This is a genomic window from Neochlamydia sp. AcF95 (assembly GCF_018342455.1).
Lineage (GTDB): Bacteria > Chlamydiota > Chlamydiia > Chlamydiales > Parachlamydiaceae > Neochlamydia.
This window is the reverse complement of sequence record NZ_JAEMUC010000026.1, coordinates 1-16532: the sequence shown is the minus strand read 5'-3', so window position 1 is coordinate 16532 and position 16532 is coordinate 1. Positions and strand designations below refer to the sequence as shown.

Genomic DNA, 16532 nt, shown 5'->3' with positions numbered 1-16532 from the left:
TCCCCTAGCTAGGAATGTTATCGAGACAATCTAGCTAACTTGATTTAACAGTTATTTGGAAAAAAGCAATATCCTTTAACAACGCATAAGGAGTAAATGATGACAAAAAAAAATTCGGCCTTTATGAAACCCGTACAGGTGAGCCCTGAATTGGCAGAAATCGTCGGACAAGGCTCTATGCCGCGTACGGAGATCACAAAAAAAGTGTGGGAATATATTAAAAAACATAACCTTCAAGACGCTCAAAATAAAAGAAACATCAATCCCGATGCTAAATTAGCTAAGGTTCTTGGAAGTCAGAGTATTGATATGTTTAAAATGACAAGCAAGCTTTCCAAGCATATTAAAGAGCCAGAAGCAGCTAATTCTTAAACTCTTCTATAAAAATGCTAATCTTTAATGCCTTATAAATTAATGGTTAGCATTTTTTCCTTTTCATTTGTAAAGATCTCCCTTAAAATTCTAACAGCTCCATGAAAAAAAGTCATAGATTCAACAAATTTATTATTAATTTACCTAATTTTTTTTGGGACCTTTGGTGCTGCCTGTCGATTATAGGCATCTGGCCGCGTTTTATTGAAAATAAATTGGTAAGCAGGACCTTTAAAAGGTTTAAAATTTCCTATTTACCTAAAAATCTCCAAGGATTGAAGATAGCCCAATTTTCAGATTTACATCTTCATCCTCAAGTTTCCCAAAGATTTCTAGAAAAAATTAAAAGAAAAATTGAAAGCTTCCAACCTGATATCATTGTATTTACAGGAGATTTTCTTTGTTTTTCTCTTTCTCGCGATTTGGTGAGACTTGAACAATTTTTTACCTCGTTAAAAGCACCTTACGGATGTTTTGCCGTTTTAGGCAATCACGATTATAATGCTTTTGTCTCTGTAAATGAACAAGGAGAATATGATGTTCTCCCCGCTTCTACCGGGTCTATAGATAAAGTTTTGAAACGTTTATGGACCACTAAAATTTTGTCAAGAAGAGCAACTGATCGTGCTAGGGCAGTAAGACCTCATGCGGAGTTGGAAAAAACTTTAGGGAAAACTCATTTTCGCTTACTAAAAAACGAATCTCTCTTGGTTCCCATAAAGGATACTTTTATTAATATAGTGGGTTTAGAAGAGTATTCCACAGGTCGGCATGCCCCTGCATTAGCTTTTCAAACTGTTGACCCCCGTTTCCCTGGACTTGTCATTGCTCATAATCCGGACATTGTACCTCATTTGCTAAATTTTTCTTGGGATGTTATCCTATGTGGACATACCCATGGAGGCCAAGTTAATCTTCCCTGGCTATGGAAAAAATTTACTTTGATGGAAAATCCTTACTTAAAAAAAGGCTTAATATACATGCAAGATAAATGGATTTACGTCAACCGGGGCATAGGTAGCGTCATGCCCTTTCGATGGTTTTCTATGCCTGAACTCCTTCTGCTGACCTTAGAGGCTTAAAATCATGACTTCTCAAAAAGTAAGCGTTATTCTTTTATGCGGGGGCCAAGGTTTGCGCATGCAAAATGCTACTCCTAAACAATTTCTTACTCTCCATAATAAGATCATCGCTACTTATAGTTTGGATGTTTTTAAAACCTTACCCGAAGTGATAGAAATGGTAGTAGTTTGTGAGCTTGCCTATCAAAAGTTTTTTTCTTACCCCGAGCTTTCAATACCCTTAAAGTTTGCCTGCCCTGGTAAGCATCGGCAAGACTCTGTTTTCAATGGCTTAAAGGCTCTTACTTCGCAAGCAGGCTTTGTCTGCATTCATGACTCTGCTCGCCCTATTATTACCCCTCCCCTAGTGCAACGTGTCTTAAAAGCAGCCTTCCAGCACGGAGCCGCTGCAGCTGGCATGCCTATTAAATTTACAATTAAAGAGCACGACGGAAATCATATTGTTAAGCAAACACCTGATCGCTCCAGATATTGGGAAGTTCAGACTCCTCAAGTTGTTCGCAAAGATATTTTAGAACAAGGCTTTGCCCACGCCCTTACACATCATTTAGAGGTCACTGACGATGTCTCTTTAGTCGAGCATCTTGGATACCCTGTCAAATTAGTGGAGGGATGCTATACAAATCTTAAGATTACCACCCCCGAAGATCTTATTCTAGCTAAACATCTGCTCAATGAGCCTATCTAGACCATGGAAGAATATAATTATAAAATGATTATTGCCTATGATGGCACTCAGTACAGTGGTTGGCAGATTCAACCTAATGGTATAGCTATTCAGCAAAAGATTGAGGAAACCCTTAAGATAGTGCTAAGACATCCTACCTCCTTAATAGGGTCGGGAAGAACAGACGCTGGAGTCCATGCTTTAGGACAAGTTGCTAACTTTAAAACTTCCCTTCCAATTGATCCTAGACGTTTCTTGCATTCCCTAAATGGTATATTGCCTAGAGATATTCGTATCCCTAGCATCGAAAAAGTTCCTCTTAATTTTCATGCCCGCTATAGTGCAAAAGGAAAAATTTACCATTATTATCTTCATCTTAAGCCTACTTTAAATCCTTTCAATCGCTTGTATTCCCTTCATGTGAGCGAGAAAATAGATAGCGATTCTTTAAAAGAAGCAGCTCAACTTTTTATAGGCACTCATGATTTTACTGCTTTTGCCAATGAAGCCCATTCAGGAGTTGCGGCCCATGACCCCATAAGAACTCTCCAAAGGCTTGATGTTGTGCCTACCGAAGAAGGTTTGTGCTTAGAATTTGAAGCCGAAGGCTTCCTTTATAAAATGGTGCGCAATATTACCGGTACTCTTCTAGAAATTGCTTGTAATAAACGTTCAATCTCCTCTATCCCTGAGATTTTTGCTTCTAAAGACCGCCGCTGTGCTGGTAAATCCGCTCCCCCTCACGCTCTATTTCTTATGAAGGTTATCTATTGAATTTCAATTTTGAGTTATTCAGGCAGCAATCAAGAAGCCTGTTTCTTAAACATCAAACCTCAAAGAAGGCTTTTTTGATTGATGGCTATAGGCTGCTATTCCTGCCAGCATATTGGCTAGAGAGTTTCCTCCACTTCTTATACCTTTTATGCTAGAAAGGTGGATGCCTTTTAATTGATCGTTTACAATTTCGATTATAAATCTTTTTATTAGCAGGATTTTGTCCTGAAAGGACATCAACTTCTATTTCAGATTTGATCGTATGCTTGTTAATAGCTCTAAACCATGATCGATGAGCTTTTGTCCCAACTTAGGATGAAAGCTAATCTTTATTGCCAACCCACTTTCCCATCAGGCTAATGGAAAAGATATCGACTCATGCAATACAGGCGAGTCTTTCTCTTTTTTAACTTTCAAAATAAAAATTGCTTAATAAAGAGGAAAAAGAGTAAGTTTTTGGCAAAAAGGTATGGTAATTTCTTACCACAAAAACTTAAGGAGCTTATATGGTGCCGTCAAATCCTACTTCTACCACCCAGATAACTTTCCGCACTACAGTGTCAGAGAATATAGAAGATGTGGTCTCAGGAGAGCTGATGACTCGCGCTGTTACTTTGTTTCCTTGTGGCCATACCTTTAACGAAGATACCGTGATCCAATGCTTAGCACGTAATAAACTTTGTCCCCTAGATAGAAGGCTTATTGAAAGACATGCACCCAACTATACGGTGAGGCACCTAGCTGAAACGGCTGAATCTCATCCCTTAGAAGAAATTAAGCATGAACCTAGCGAAGAAGCTGTAGGACATTTCTTACGTGGTAAAGAACTTGCTGAAAAAGGAGAGCATGCCACTGCTATAGAAGCTTTACTGCAAGCTTTGCAATTAACTCCTGCCTATGAAAAAGCCCAAGCCTATCTTGAATTTTGCCTTAAACGCTCTTCCGAAGCTTCTTCATCCTCACAGCCGCTCCCTGTTTGTTTTGATAATGAAGAAAAAGGTAAAGAAAAAAGCCTTCCTTCTTCAGACTCTTATAAAGAACGCTATACTGAGCTCTTATTCAATCTTTTAGAAGAACCTTCCATTCAAGAGCATTCAACCTTAAAGAAAATGCTAGAGAATCAATTGGAAGAGTTGATGGGCCAGGACAGTGAAGAACTGACCCAGAAAGATAAGCTAGGCTATAAATGGACGGAAAAATTATTAGGAGAGAATAAAAAGATTAGGCAATTTGCTGTCGAAAAATTGCGCCAAATCTATCAAGTGCCCTCTTCTCCCCTTCCCACAGTGGCTTCTCAAACTTCTATTTCTACCCCTTCTTTGTTTAACCCTACTTCTCAACTTGCTACTACTAACACTTCTTTGTTTAGTGCAACTAAAGAGATTCAACCTCCTTCTACTTCATCTATCACACCTTTTTCCATGAAATTGCTTTACAATGCAATTGTTCAGATTCATTTTCCTGAAGGGAACAGGAATTTTATAGCACAAGCTGGCATTTTAGATGAGATTTATGAAATTAAACCTAATCTTCCTATCGAAGAAAAAGTATCCCACATCTTTCAAAAGCTTTTTACCTTAGCCGCTTCTCTTTCTCCTATAGAATTTGAAGGAAATGCTACGGAAAGCAAGGCTTTTACCCTTTCTAATTATTCCTCCTATCTGCTGAATATTGACCGTCTCTTAATCTGGCAGAAGCTACCAGGGGGAGCAGGGTTTTTAAACCAACCACACATTAAAGGTTTACCTTTAAAGAAAAAAGGAGAGGTGCTAACGCAGTGGATAAAAGAGTACGGTAAAGATATTACCTCTCTGAACTTAGATAAGTTAGGCTTGACCTCTTTACCACCAGAAATTATGCAGCTTACTAGGCTGCAAAAGCTTGAGCTAAGCGGCAACCAGCTAACAATTCTGCCTGCTGAGCTGTGGCAGCTTTCTCAGCTGCAAGTGCTTAACTTGGAGCGCAACCAGCTAACCGCTATTCCTGCAGGCATCGGACAACTTTCTCAACTGCAAAGTCTTTACTTAAGCGGCAACCAGCTAACTGCGCTTCCTGAAGATATAGGGCAACTTACTAATCTAGAAGGGCTTGATTTGAGCCAAAACCAGCTAACCGTTGTCCCTGCAGCCATTGGACAGCTTTCTCAGCTGCACACGCTTTGCTTAGGCAACAACCAGCTCACCAGTCTTCCTGCAGCCATTGGACTGCTTGCTAAGCTGCACACGCTTGGCTTAGGCAACAACCGGCTAACAATTTTGCCTGCCGAGTTATGGCAGCTTTCTCGGCTGCACATTCTTAACTTAAACAACAACCAGCTAGCAGCTCTTCCCGCAGCAATTGGGCAGCTTTCTCAGCTGCAAGAGCTTTACCTACAAAACAACCAGCTAACCGCTGTCCCTGCCGCCATCGGACAGCTTTCTCAGCTGCACACGCTTGGCCTAGGCAACAACCAGCTAACAATTTTGCCTGCCGAGCTATGGCAGCTTTCTCGGCTGCGCATTCTTGACTTAAACAACAACCAGCTCACCAGCCTTCCTGCAGCCATTGGACAGCTTTCTCAGCTACAAAAGCTTTACCTACAAAACAACCAGCTTACCAGACTGCCTGCCGAGCTGTGGCCCCTTTCTCAGCTGCAAGTGCTTAACTTGGAGAACAACCAGCTAACCACTCTTCCTGCAGATATAGGGCAGCTTTCTCAGCTGCGATACCTTAATATAAACAGCAACCAGCTTATCTTCCTTCCTGCCGAGATAGGCCAGTTAGCTCAGCTGGATGTGCTTAACTTGGAGCACAACCAGCTAACCACTCTTCCAGTAGAGATAGCGCAACTTTCTCAGCTGCAAGCGCTTAACTTGGAGCACAACCAGCTAACCGCTCTTCCTGTTGAGGTAGGGCAGCTTTCTCAGCTGCGAGCTCTCCATTTAAACAGCAACCAGCTTATCTTCCTTCCTGCAGAGATAGCGCAGCTTTCTCAGCTACAAGAGCTTTACCTAAGTAGCAACCAGCTAGCCGTTATTCCTCCAGCCATGGGGCAGCTTTCTCAGCTGCGCACGCTTGGCTTAAACGACAACTATTTAACCATTATTCCTACAACCATCAGGCAGCTTTCTCAGCTACGAGAGCTTTACCTACACAACAACCAGCTAACCGCGTTTCCCGCAGCTATCGCTCAGCTTTCTCAGCTGAAGAAGCTTTGGCTAAGCAGCAACCAGCTAACAGCTCTTCCTGCTCAGATTGGGCAGCTTTCTCTGCTGCAAGAGCTTTACCTACAAAACAACCAGCTGACCAATCTTCCTGCAGCCATTGGACAGCTTTCTCAGCTGGAATTACTTGGATTAGAAGAAAACCAAATAGCGACCATTCCTAAAGAGTTATGGCAGCTTTCTCAGCTGAAGAAGATTTGGCTAAGCAGCAACCAGCTAACATCTCTTCCTGCAGCCCTTGGGCAGCTTTCTCTGCTGCAAGAGCTTCACCTACAAAACAACCGGCTTACTAGTCTTCCTAAAGCCATTGGACAGCTTTCTCAGCTGGAATTACTTGGATTAGAAGAAAACCAAATAGCGACCATTCCTGCAGAGTTATGGCAGCTTTCTCAGCTGCGTACGCTTGACTTAGACAATAACCAGCTAGCCGCTATCTCTGCAGAGATAGGGCAGCTTTCTCAGCTGCAAGCGCTTTACCTAAGCAACAACCAGCTCACCAGCCTGCCCGCAGAAGTTGGGCAGCTTTCTCAGCTGCAAGCGCTTTACCTAAGCAACAACCAGCTCACCAGCCTGCCCGCAGAAGTTGGGCAGCTTTCTCAGCTGCAAGCGCTTTACCTAAGCAACAACCAGCTCACCAGCCTGCCCGCAGAAGTTGGGCAGCTTTCTCTGCTGCGCACACTTGGCTTAGGCAACAACCAGCTCACCAGTCTTCCTGCAGCCATTGGGCAGCTTTCTCAGCTGGAATTACTTGGATTAGAAGAAAACCAAATAGCGACCATTCCTGCAGAGTTATGGCAGCTTTCTCAGCTAATAGCGCTTAACTTAAGTAATAATCAGCTAACCGTTATTCCTGCTAAGATAGGGCAGCTTTCTCAGCTGCAAGAGCTTTACCTAAGCAATAATAAGCTAACTTCTCTTCCTCAACTTTCTAAGCTTACGAGGGTTGAAATTTATGGTAATCCCGGATATCATGAAGAAAATGACTTCTTTGTATCGCTAAGAGACTTTCAAAAACTTGATAGGAAGATTTAAGTTGATAGAGTGAGAGGTATAATTATTAAGGGGAGCACTAATAGTTTACACTTTTTCAAGCAACATATCTAGGATGGCAGCCCTTGACAAAGTTCTGGATGACATAAGGCTATTTTTGCCCCATTTTAAGGTGGCTATTTAGCAGTTTTACCATCTGTGCTTTAGTATGAAAGCATTGTTTCTCAATGTGGAATTTTGCATCTCGATTTAAAAATTCATCGGAGTTCAGTTCTAGGCAATAACTTTGCAAATAATACAAGCGAATATGCTCCTTGTTTTTTGTGAGCCAATCTTTAACTATTTTCGATTAGGTCAGCGAATATGGTGCGTCAATTTTATTCGCAGACCTCTCATATGCAGCCGGGACAAGTTACATGGCCGGCAGTTCATCGCAACGAATTTTCATCCTATGGAAAATCTATTCAAGACACGCGTTTAACAACGGTAATTTTAGATTTGGTAATCTCGTAAGATGCTATGGAAAGAGCCAAGGGGAAAAAATTAAGGGTTATAAAAAAAGAAGCTGCGGCGCGGATGTGGAAGCAAGCTTTTGATCAAGAAGGTTGCTTAACCCATGCGGAATTAGCTATTTTGTTAAAGATATCGCCACAAAGTGTAGGCAAATATATTAAGGAGTGGGAATTAGAAAACCGTGAGGTTCTTCCAAGAAGAGGGTCTATCCATGATATAGGCCCTACTTTAACTCACAAAACAATGGTTATTGAAAAGCTCTTTATCGAGCAAAAAACTGCTCAGCAAGTGAGTAGAGAAACAAAACACTCTTTACCAGCGATACAAAGGTATATATCCAATTTCAAGCAAATATTGCTATGCAAACAAAAAGGTATGTCTACAGAAGAAGCAGCTATTTCGGTGGGTAGGACATCGCGCTTAGTCAATGAATATGAAAAGATTATTGAACAATATAAGGAGAAAAATTATGTTATAGCCGCATTATTGAAAAGTGAAATCGGAATTGAAATAAGAACCCAGATAACAATAAATGAAGGTGTTGATAAAAAATATTAATCAGAAAAAAGATTAGGTTAAATGCCAGTTAATGACAAGTGTCCTTATTTTGGTTTGGCTAAAAGAAAGAGATTGATTCTTTGCCTTATTTGAGAAAAACAGCTCTTTTTGGCGCAATGTTTTAATTTTTCTACCGAATGATGGAATACAATACGCCTAGCTTCTTCTTGTCAAGAAAGGTTGCTCTCACAGCATAGCAATCTGCAGAAAAAGAGAGAAACTTCTTGTCATTATAAATGTGTAGGTTACTTTAAGATTACTTAGTTGCGGGAAGGAAAGCGGATGACTTATTTAAAGTAAGATGGCTAAAAGTTTTTATTTCATTTTAGCTCACCCCAAATTAAAAAGTACTTGTTATTCTACAATTGAAAACGCTGTCTTATTTTTTCGGCGATATCTTTCAGAGGATTTTCTGCTAATTCAAGCCTTTTCAGCTGAGACAGTTGCCCGATTTCTGTAGGCCGAGCGGTGAGCTGGTTTTGATTTAAGTTAAGCACTTGCAGCCGAGACAATCGTCCGATTTCTGCAGGAAGGCTGGTGAGCTGGTTTTGATTTAAGTAAAGCACTCGCAGCTGAGACAGCTGCCCGATTTCTGTAGGTAGAGCGGTGAGCTGGTTTTGATTTAATTCAAGCCTTTGCAGCTGGGATAGCTGCCCGATTTCTGCAGGCAGAACGGTGAGCTGGTTTTGATCTAATTCAAGCCATTGTAGCTTAGACAATTGACCTATTTCTACAGGAAGGCTGGTGAGCTGGTTTTGATTTAAAATAAGCCATTGCAGCTGAGACAGCTGCCAGATTTCAATAGGCAAGCTGGTGAGCTGGTTTTGGTTTAAGTCAAGGGTTTGCAGCTTAGATAACTGGCATATTTCTGGGGGTAAATAAGTTAAGCCTGCTTTAGATAAATCTAAAATCGTGATGTTTTTACAATTTTCTTCAATCCAATTGCTAAGAAGCTCTCCTTTTTTCTCTAGAGGCAAGTGCTTAATTTCTTCTCGGCTCAAGTATTCTTCCCCACCAGGAAGTTTTTTCCAAAGTAAAAGGTGATTAATATTTAAGAGATAAGAAGCGTAATTAGCCAGCGTTAAGCCTCTTTTTTCTTCTGTTTTCCATTTAAATTCTACTAGAGACAAGTGCTTAATTTCTTCTCGGCTCAAGGATGCTTCCCCACCAGGAAGTTTTTTCCAAAGAAAAAGGTGATTAATATTTAAGAGATAAGAAGCGTAATTAGCCAGCGTTAAGCCTCTTTTTTCTTCTGTTTTCCATTTAAATTCTACTAGAGACAAGTGCTTAATTTCTTCTCGGCTCAAGGATGCTTCCCCACCAGGAAGTTTTTTCCAAAGAAAAAGGCGATTAATATTTAAGAGATAAGAAGCGTAATTAGCCAGCGTTAAGCCTCTTTTTTCTTCTGTCTTCTCTTTAAATTCTAAGGAAGAAATAGATTTAGCTAAGGTAAGAACTTGTTTAAAAACTTGATAAACTTTTTCAGTAGAGGTAAGTGCAGGATTGAGTTGATAAACTTTAGTTAACATAAGAGTTCGCTGGGTAGTGGCATTTTCCCTGGGGAAATGAAGCTGGGCTATTTTTTTATAAAGGGAAGGCATGACTTCAGAAGCCAGCAGATGATGCCATCTTTTACAGACGCTAAATAAGGAAGGAACTGCGCAAGCCTCTAGGATAGGGAGCAACAATTCATTGGGCAAGCTTTCAATAGAGGCCGAAGAGATAGGATGCATTTTATTTCCTTGGGTAGTGACGACCTTTCAGTACTTTTATTTTTTTAAAGACAATATAAAAAAATTAAAAAGGCAAGTCAAACCAATTCGTATCCTTATCAAGGAAAAACAATTCGCAGATGATCTACCGACGCTTTTTTTTCAGATAAATTCAAGGAAAGGGGGAGACCTTCCAAGCATTTAGAAGCAGCCGCAGGTTTTGGCGATTAAGTGATGCGGCAATTCTGGTTTGGCTAAAAGAATGAGATTGATTCTTTGCCTTATTTGAGAAAAACGGCTCTTTTTGGCGCAATGTGTTAATTCTTCTACCGCATGATGGAATGCAATACGCCTAGCTTCTTCCTGTCAAAAAAGGTTGTTCTTCCATCGTAGCAATCTGCCGAAAAAGAGAGAAAATTCTTGTCATTTATCACTTCTACTCTATTGACAGTATGCCATACTTGTCGCATCCAATCCCGGCCAAGTTTTTAAAAAGATAGCAAAAAGAGGAAAACCTCTACAGGGTGCTTTTATAGGTTCAAACTACATTTAATTATTAATAATAAAGGAGAAATTCTTGCTTATATGTTAACACCAGGAGATGTGGAGATCCCTGTCTCGATTTGGCTAAAAACATTTTTGGCATAATGTTTGCCGACAAGGAATGCATCTTCCCCTATTGTTTATCAAGCTTTACAACAAGGGCTTAGAAATTATTACTAGGCTTAGAAAGAATATGAAAAGCAAGCTAATGTCAGTGGTAGATAAGATTTTATTAAGAAAGCGGGGAGCATTTGAAAGCATTAGCAATAAATTGAAAAAACTCTTGTCAAATCGAACATCATCGACATCTTAGCCCTTGGAATTTTTTTATCAATCTAATCAGCGGAATAGTGACCTATGCTTACGAGCCCTACAAGCCCTGCATTCAATTGACTTGCAGGGAGAAAAGTTAGCTTATAGTCTAGGTATAATTTGAAGCTGTCGTAGAGTGTTTTCTTATCTGATAATGCGCGTTTATCAAGCTATTTATCTCGGTAAATTTTAAGTTGCTGGCTGAGCTACTACTCGTAAAATTTGACATAAAGTAGCTTTTACTTTTAAGATTTATAGAAGGTCAACTAGCTTTTTCCACATGCTGCAAATGTTTTAAATTTTTATTAACCTATTAACTTAGCCTCTTTGCTGTTCTTTAGCTTAACTAAAGAATGGCAGAGCAACGAAGTTAAATTAAGCTAAATCTTACAAAAGAAAGATATATGACTATTTATTCTACTTCTACCGCCATGCCTCTTTACCGACACCCTACAGGAAGGCTTTTTCGATCCCACCCGCAAGGAGGTTACGAGGAGCAAACTCCCGACGGATGGATTCCCGTTACTAACAGCCATTTAATTCGTTCTATTCAAGAAGATTCTTTCAGTATTTCCCCTACACCTCCTGTCTTAGCTTGTCGTAGCTTGACAATTTATTCTCAACCCACCACCATCCCTTCGCATCTCTTTCTTAATCTCTTAAAAAAGAAGTAGGTTTCTTAATGATTGAGAAGAGTCTTATATTTTTCATGGACAGTTAGTGCTTCTGTCTCTGAAACACTATAGCCATCTTGTTCAATTAGATGGAAAATATCTTGATTGAATGACTTGTCTTCCCATTGGTCCGTATCAAGTCGACGAATTTCTACTGTTCCATCGATAGTACGTGCAATAAATGCCGGGGTAACATAATAACGCCAATCCATAGCTAATCTCCTTTATCCTATTTTTATTTGATCTATGCCTGCTCCAAATAAATTTAATTGTACCTGCTCACACAATTTAATTACGCTCCTTGGATTAGATAAGCCAGTACTTTCTAAAATTTTCTCACGGGAAGTATTGTCTTCTAACTTACGCATGACCTGATCTAAGAAATGATGGGACATTTCTTTAATGGATTCATTTGTGCCATCATGAACTTGATGAAAATGGAACTGAACCTCTCCCATGATTCTTTTTTCAGTCAGCGGTGTTCTTAAGTAAACCTTTGCATGAATACCCACATAGCCACTGGAATAATCTTCTTTAAACTTATTAGAAAAGACTATTTCATATCCTCTTTTTCGAGATTCTTCGGCAAATATATGAATAGCTTGACGCATTTCATCCATGTTGCTGGCAATAAAGGTAGTACGTATGGTGTCATTCAACTTCTTTAACGCTCCTGAAATATCTGCCCCATTACCTGCCCATATGCTAGCTTTCCTAGTCATACTTACCTGGGTTTTAATAAGAAATTGGTTTGCATCTCCATGAAAAGAGTGAACGCCACTTTCCTGGCAAGTAGCTGCTACCATTTCTAAAAACTCGCTTTTCACTTCTAAAGCACTATCGTGCAATTCTGCAATAGTAGAAGCATCATTTATCCAGGAAAGATGGGCAGAAGAACTTCTTTCAGTCTGATAGTCTTTTTCCAGATTTATCTTACGGGCAATTATTTCTTTTTGGACCCTCCAAGCTTCCCTTATCAGTGAAGCTTTATCAGGGATCACCCCGTGTACGCCTTCCAATGAAAGTAAAGAGTGACTTCCTGCATATTTATCCGCATGATGGGCCGCCATACGCAAGTTTTGAGCCACCTTATCAGTTAGCTGTTCTTCTTCTAAAAGTTTTAAGGTCTTCCTATTAAACTGAAGGATCTGCATATCCTTTCTGATGACTTGATCTTGTAGCACATCGCAGACTAGAGAGGGTAAGACCAGCTTACCATCTGCATTTCCTACCATTCTAGTTTTCAATAGCTCTTGTTTTTTATCAGCAGGTATTTCATTTAATTCTCGGATCCTTTGCTGAAGAGAAGATGAGGAAATAGCTAGCAATGTTGTGTAAATTTCGGGATAAATTTTCTCAAGGACCGCTAAATTATTTATTATACTTGAGTGAGCCTCTATGAGAAAATCTTTATACTTCTGTTCTACTGGCTTGCCTTGTTCTAACCTTTGTAAAAATTTAACATAAGCTCCTGGCGTCCCTTGTACATATCTTAAAGCCTTTAATTTTTCTTCTGTTGAAAGCTTCATTAGCTCTAAAATAGCTTTTTGATCTTCTTCAGGTATAAAATCTGTCTGAACAATGGCACCTGAACCCTTAATTATGCCTTGTTCATTAAGGCTTTCAAGAAAAGAGGGAGAATTTATTCCTTGCTCGTGCAAGACTAAAACCACTTTTTTTCCTTCCTTCCGTAATTCTTGTGCTAAATTTGCTATTAGCTCGGCTATTTCTAAGGCCTCTCCTTCTAAGGAAGCAGTGTTAACGAGGTCAAACTCATCTAAAAGAATAGTATCAGAGGAAGATTCTAATAGGCCTTTTTTGATACTTTCATAATTATCCTGCAACCATTTTAATTCATGGCCTTTTAGCTTATAATAACCCTCGCACCATAGATGTTCTTGCTCTTGGTCAGTGCTTTTGTGCAATTCGAAATAAGAGGTAAGAAATCCCTTTTTTAGATCAAAGGTTGTAGGGTCTTTAACCGCTAAGCGAATTTGCTCAGATTTACCGGTTCCGGGCGCACCCTGTACAATACAAGCCCCATGAACTTTTAAAGCTTTTTTTATGGCAATGACAACAGGTAACCTCTCTTTTACACTCTGCGTCGGTTGGCGGGAGCTTTTTGTAAGCTGATGAAAATGAGCAGCCCATTGCACCTTAGAATCGCTACTAAGTCTCTCCTTACCCCTCTCTTGAATGATAGGGCGACGAGTAGCTATGGGGAGGGAGAGACGATGGATAGAGTAAGACCTAGAATGAAGAATAGTTGTGCGCAACATGATGCGATGAACTTCTGAAGTACTTTTAGTTATAGCCTTACAAGTATGGAACAGAGCATTATGCTGTCCCACGCCACCAGATAATGTTTTTTTTAAAGGTGACATTACATACTCCTTTCTTTTAAATTAACGATCATTAACAAATGATTTTCTACTTTAACTATATTTTAATTATATAAAATTAAAATAATATAATCAAAAACAATAGTTTTAAACAAAAATAAAATTTATAAAACAAAATATAGCTTGTTATTTATCAACAATTTAAATTTAAAAAATAATTTAATAAAAAAACTAAATATAATAAAAAAACATTAAAAAATAAACATTAATATAAATAATAGATAATAAAATTTAGTTAATTATTGAAAATTTAAATGAGGGAGATATATTTTTTTAAGGAGGAGAAGTTATAGGCGAGGAAGCTTTGAAGGATTTATAGATATTCAAGGGAGAATCTTGCCACCACTTGTACCATAAAATTCCTCAAGAAATTTAAAGGGAAAGCCTCATATTACCTGGGAAAAAACCTATAACAGCTTATTTTGAATTTTGATTATAGGGTCACCTTGCTGGAATTCTCCTAGAGGACTGAATTGAAGATCAAGCTTTGCGGCTTTATCGATGGTTAGGTAAATGGCAAGAAGATGAGCCTTTAGATACCTTGCTAGAGGCATTAAAAGAATGGATGGATGGGCCTTAGAAGGATTAATTGGGAAAGGCTAATATTTTTACTCAAAAGAAAATGGTTACTACCTAGCCGTTCGATAGAAGCAAAGAATTTATTAAATATTTTTAAGAGAAAAGGTGAATATCAGTAAAAAATGCGAGCATGCAAAAGTATTAGGCTAGAGCCTTAGACTTTCTAGCTTTTGCGAATTATTTAAGACATTAAAGTCGACAACACGAATCACATTTGAAGGGAGGTTATCATAAGCAGCTTTTGAAACGAGCACCGGCTGCGCAGAGGTTTGCAAAAGAGCCTTAATACCCCTTGGGGTATCTTCAAAACCAATAATATTATCTTGGGGATCGGCAAGTTGTTTGATGGCAGTAAGGTAGCTTTCTGGATGAGGTTTAGGATGAGTGTAAAGTTCGCGGGTAAACCAATAGGGGATGGTATTGAGAATAGGAAGCTGACAACGAACAGTATCTACAAGCTCCTGAGGAGAATGAGTCACCACGCAACGTTTGATATTAGCCTTATCTAAGGCCTCTAGAAGTTCCTGCACTCCCGGCATAAGCTGGATGTTATGACGTAAAAGTTTGATGACTTTTTCCTTTTTACAAGCATACAGAACATCCCAGTTAGGTTCTACTTCATAGAGGGCAGGCAGCTCACGATAAATTTCCTCTTTTAATCCCTCAGCATGATAATGAGCCGCCTGGCAATAGCGTGTAAAGCTCCAATCAAGATTAAATCCATATTTCTTACACATGTACTGATAAGCTCTGAAATGAATTTCTTCGGTATTAACTAATAAACCATCGAAATCAAAAAGAAAGAGTTGATAATCATCTATCCATTGCATAAGCTAATGATTCCAATTTTAGTTAATTTATTCATATGCGCTACTTTTCTATTATTTCAACTTTCCTTCTGGCCTTTCTTCTTAGCAGCTGTTTTTTTTCTGAGGAAGCAGAAAGTGAACGTGCACGGCTGCAAAATGCTATAGGAGAATATATCTATCGCCGCCACAACGAATATCTTTTTAAACCAGAGCCCGCTACTCAATCAGCTCCCATTCTATATTCCTGGGAAAATCATTCTTTTGATTCTATCACTAAAGAGTATTTTCGTTGTAAAGGCAGTAGCCTAAACCCTCCGCATGTCGTTCATCGCAAGCAAGAGACCTTACGTTTTTTTGACTGTGGAGGAGCAGAACGCCATAGTTTGCCTTTACATCACGATAAAGAATTTGTCTACCCCATTCTAATTAATTTACTTAATTACCTTCAGCATAAATCGGGTAGAAAAATTGTGATTACCTCAGGGCATCGCTGCCCTCAGCATAATATCTATGTAGATGATTCTATAGAAAACCAATCATCTAAGCATATGATCGGCGCAGAGGTCTCTTTTTATATCCAAGGATGGGAAAACAAACCGGAAGAAATTATTAAGCTTATTCACGGCTATTATTTAGAAACACCTAAATATAAAGGGCTAAAAGATTTTCAAGAGTTTAGCCGTTATGAAAAGCAAGATACTAATGTCTCTACATTGCCCTGGATGAATAAAGAAGTGTTTGTAAAGCTTTTCAAAAAAAAGGAGGGGCGTAACTTTGATAATCGCCATCCTTACCCTTATATTAGCATCCAAGTACGTTACGATGTAGAGAGCCAAACAAAAGTATTTTACTCGTGGGAAAAAGCTCATCGAAATTTCCTACGTCAATAAAGTAAAGCATATTAAAATTTTTTATCCCAGTTTTACAGAGAGAAATAGAATACATCCATGGCGAAACTGCAAGTGATTAGGGGAAAAGGGTTAAAAAGATTAAAAAAAAAAATGAGAAGAAAGCCAAAGGATAAAAAGTGGCGGGCTTATGAAGCCTGCCTATCCAATGCTTTGGAAGTTACTTCTCTATTTAAAAAGATGCATCTATAAAGCCTACGATTGTATAAAGGGTTGCTCAAAAAACGTAGAAGCATAGTTCTTTTCCTCTTTCATCCATGGCAAGGGCTGCATCTATTTAGTTTGACATGATTTAAAGGATATTTCATGCTTAAGCATATTTTGAGAGCGTTTTTTCTCCCAAATCGCTATGCTTTGTTTACGCCTAAATCATTATAAAGCTCTTAATTTCTTGCAAAGTTGACTATGAAACCAATCAAGCTAGATAACCAACA

At 39.0% G+C, this 16532-nt stretch carries 12 protein-coding genes and 3 pseudogenes; 10 read left to right on the top strand and 5 right to left on the bottom strand.

The features are described 5' to 3' along the window. Positions 1–96: 96 nt before the first annotated feature. From NEOC95_RS02110 to truA, 4 genes are all read left to right on the top strand, one after another. The gene (locus NEOC95_RS02110) at positions 97–372 is read left to right on the top strand and encodes an SWIB/MDM2 domain-containing protein (RefSeq protein WP_166157093.1); all 276 of its coding nucleotides are present in this window, start codon (positions 97–99) and stop codon (positions 370–372) included. Between the two features lie 101 nt (positions 373–473). Further along, positions 474–1454 (top strand): UDP-2,3-diacylglucosamine diphosphatase LpxG, encoded by a 981-nt coding sequence (lpxG, locus tag NEOC95_RS02105; RefSeq protein ID WP_213151196.1) that lies wholly within the window; start codon positions 474–476, stop codon positions 1452–1454. 4 nt (positions 1455–1458) lie between these two features. After that, positions 1459–2142 carry a 2-C-methyl-D-erythritol 4-phosphate cytidylyltransferase gene (gene ispD, locus NEOC95_RS02100; protein ID WP_213151194.1) on the top strand — a complete coding sequence of 228 codons (684 nt, stop codon included), beginning with the start codon at positions 1459–1461 and terminating at the stop codon, positions 2140–2142. Positions 2143–2145: 3 nt separating this feature from the next. After that, positions 2146–2895, top strand: coding sequence for a tRNA pseudouridine(38-40) synthase TruA (gene truA, locus NEOC95_RS02095; RefSeq protein ID WP_166157084.1), 750 nt, complete (start codon positions 2146–2148; stop codon positions 2893–2895). A 45-nt stretch (positions 2896–2940) separates the two neighbouring features. Here truA and NEOC95_RS09770 read toward each other — a convergent pair. Continuing rightward, positions 2941–3207 (bottom strand): annotated as a pseudogene (locus NEOC95_RS09770) (transposase); the annotation flags it as partial. A 194-nt stretch (positions 3208–3401) separates the two neighbouring features. On the opposite strand from NEOC95_RS09770, the gene NEOC95_RS02090 reads away from it, so the two are divergent. Then, positions 3402–7130, top strand: a complete 3729-nt coding sequence (locus NEOC95_RS02090) for a leucine-rich repeat domain-containing protein (RefSeq protein WP_213151192.1) — start codon at positions 3402–3404, stop codon at positions 7128–7130. Between the two features lie 321 nt (positions 7131–7451). Further along, positions 7452–8159: pseudogene (locus NEOC95_RS02080) on the top strand (DUF1670 domain-containing protein). Positions 8160–8518: 359 nt separating this feature from the next. On the opposite strand, the gene NEOC95_RS02075 reads toward NEOC95_RS02080, so the two are convergent. Then, positions 8519–9892: a leucine-rich repeat domain-containing protein gene (locus NEOC95_RS02075; protein WP_213151189.1), complete on the bottom strand. Its 1374-nt coding sequence runs from the start codon at positions 9890–9892 to the stop codon at positions 8519–8521. Positions 9893–10381: 489 nt separating this feature from the next. Here NEOC95_RS02075 and NEOC95_RS09765 point away from each other — a divergent pair. The 3 genes and pseudogenes from NEOC95_RS09765 to NEOC95_RS02060 form a co-directional block, all read left to right on the top strand. Beyond that, positions 10382–10519, top strand: a pseudogene (locus NEOC95_RS09765) (transposase); the annotation flags it as partial. A gap of 16 nt (positions 10520–10535) precedes the next feature. Then, a complete protein-coding gene (locus tag NEOC95_RS09760; protein ID WP_166157072.1) occupies positions 10536–10727 on the top strand; it encodes a transposase in 192 nt (63 codons plus the stop codon). A gap of 403 nt (positions 10728–11130) precedes the next feature. Then, complete coding sequence (locus tag NEOC95_RS02060) at positions 11131–11400, top strand: hypothetical protein (protein WP_166157069.1); 270 nt, start codon at positions 11131–11133, stop codon at positions 11398–11400. Between the two features lie 5 nt (positions 11401–11405). On the opposite strand, the gene NEOC95_RS02055 is transcribed toward NEOC95_RS02060, so the two are convergent. The 3 genes from NEOC95_RS02055 to NEOC95_RS02045 form a co-directional block, all read right to left on the bottom strand. After that, positions 11406–11612, bottom strand: coding sequence for a hypothetical protein (locus NEOC95_RS02055; protein WP_166157066.1), 207 nt, complete (start codon positions 11610–11612; stop codon positions 11406–11408). Between the two features lie 12 nt (positions 11613–11624). Beyond that, positions 11625–13784 (bottom strand): hypothetical protein, encoded by a 2160-nt coding sequence (locus NEOC95_RS02050; RefSeq protein WP_213151187.1) that lies wholly within the window; start codon positions 13782–13784, stop codon positions 11625–11627. Between the two features lie 743 nt (positions 13785–14527). Then, positions 14528–15211 (bottom strand): HAD family hydrolase, encoded by a 684-nt coding sequence (locus tag NEOC95_RS02045; RefSeq protein ID WP_166157060.1) that lies wholly within the window; start codon positions 15209–15211, stop codon positions 14528–14530. Between the two features lie 35 nt (positions 15212–15246). Here NEOC95_RS02045 and NEOC95_RS02040 point away from each other — a divergent pair, with 35 nt between their 5' ends. After that, a complete protein-coding gene (locus NEOC95_RS02040) occupies positions 15247–16080 on the top strand; it encodes a D-Ala-D-Ala carboxypeptidase family metallohydrolase (protein ID WP_166157057.1) in 834 nt (277 codons plus the stop codon). The last annotated feature ends 452 nt before the right edge of the window (positions 16081–16532 follow it).

What these genes read in the sequence shown, in the direction of transcription:
- NEOC95_RS02110 (WP_166157093.1), top strand. Translation starts at nt 97, where the DNA reads ATGATGACAAAAAAAAATTCGGCCTTTATGAAACCCGTACAGGTGAGC.
- lpxG (WP_213151196.1), top strand. Translation starts at nt 474, where the DNA reads ATGAAAAAAAGTCATAGATTCAACAAATTTATTATTAATTTACCTAAT.
- ispD (WP_213151194.1), top strand. Translation starts at nt 1,459, where the DNA reads ATGACTTCTCAAAAAGTAAGCGTTATTCTTTTATGCGGGGGCCAAGGT.
- truA (WP_166157084.1), top strand. Translation starts at nt 2,146, where the DNA reads ATGGAAGAATATAATTATAAAATGATTATTGCCTATGATGGCACTCAG.
- NEOC95_RS02090 (WP_213151192.1), top strand. Translation starts at nt 3,402, where the DNA reads ATGGTGCCGTCAAATCCTACTTCTACCACCCAGATAACTTTCCGCACT.
- NEOC95_RS02075 (WP_213151189.1), bottom strand. Translation starts at nt 9,892, where the DNA reads ATGCATCCTATCTCTTCGGCCTCTATTGAAAGCTTGCCCAATGAATTG.
- NEOC95_RS09760 (WP_166157072.1), top strand. Translation starts at nt 10,536, where the DNA reads ATGCATCTTCCCCTATTGTTTATCAAGCTTTACAACAAGGGCTTAGAA.
- NEOC95_RS02060 (WP_166157069.1), top strand. Translation starts at nt 11,131, where the DNA reads ATGACTATTTATTCTACTTCTACCGCCATGCCTCTTTACCGACACCCT.
- NEOC95_RS02055 (WP_166157066.1), bottom strand. Translation starts at nt 11,612, where the DNA reads ATGGATTGGCGTTATTATGTTACCCCGGCATTTATTGCACGTACTATC.
- NEOC95_RS02050 (WP_213151187.1), bottom strand. Translation starts at nt 13,784, where the DNA reads ATGTCACCTTTAAAAAAAACATTATCTGGTGGCGTGGGACAGCATAAT.
- NEOC95_RS02045 (WP_166157060.1), bottom strand. Translation starts at nt 15,211, where the DNA reads ATGCAATGGATAGATGATTATCAACTCTTTCTTTTTGATTTCGATGGT.
- NEOC95_RS02040 (WP_166157057.1), top strand. Translation starts at nt 15,247, where the DNA reads ATGCGCTACTTTTCTATTATTTCAACTTTCCTTCTGGCCTTTCTTCTT.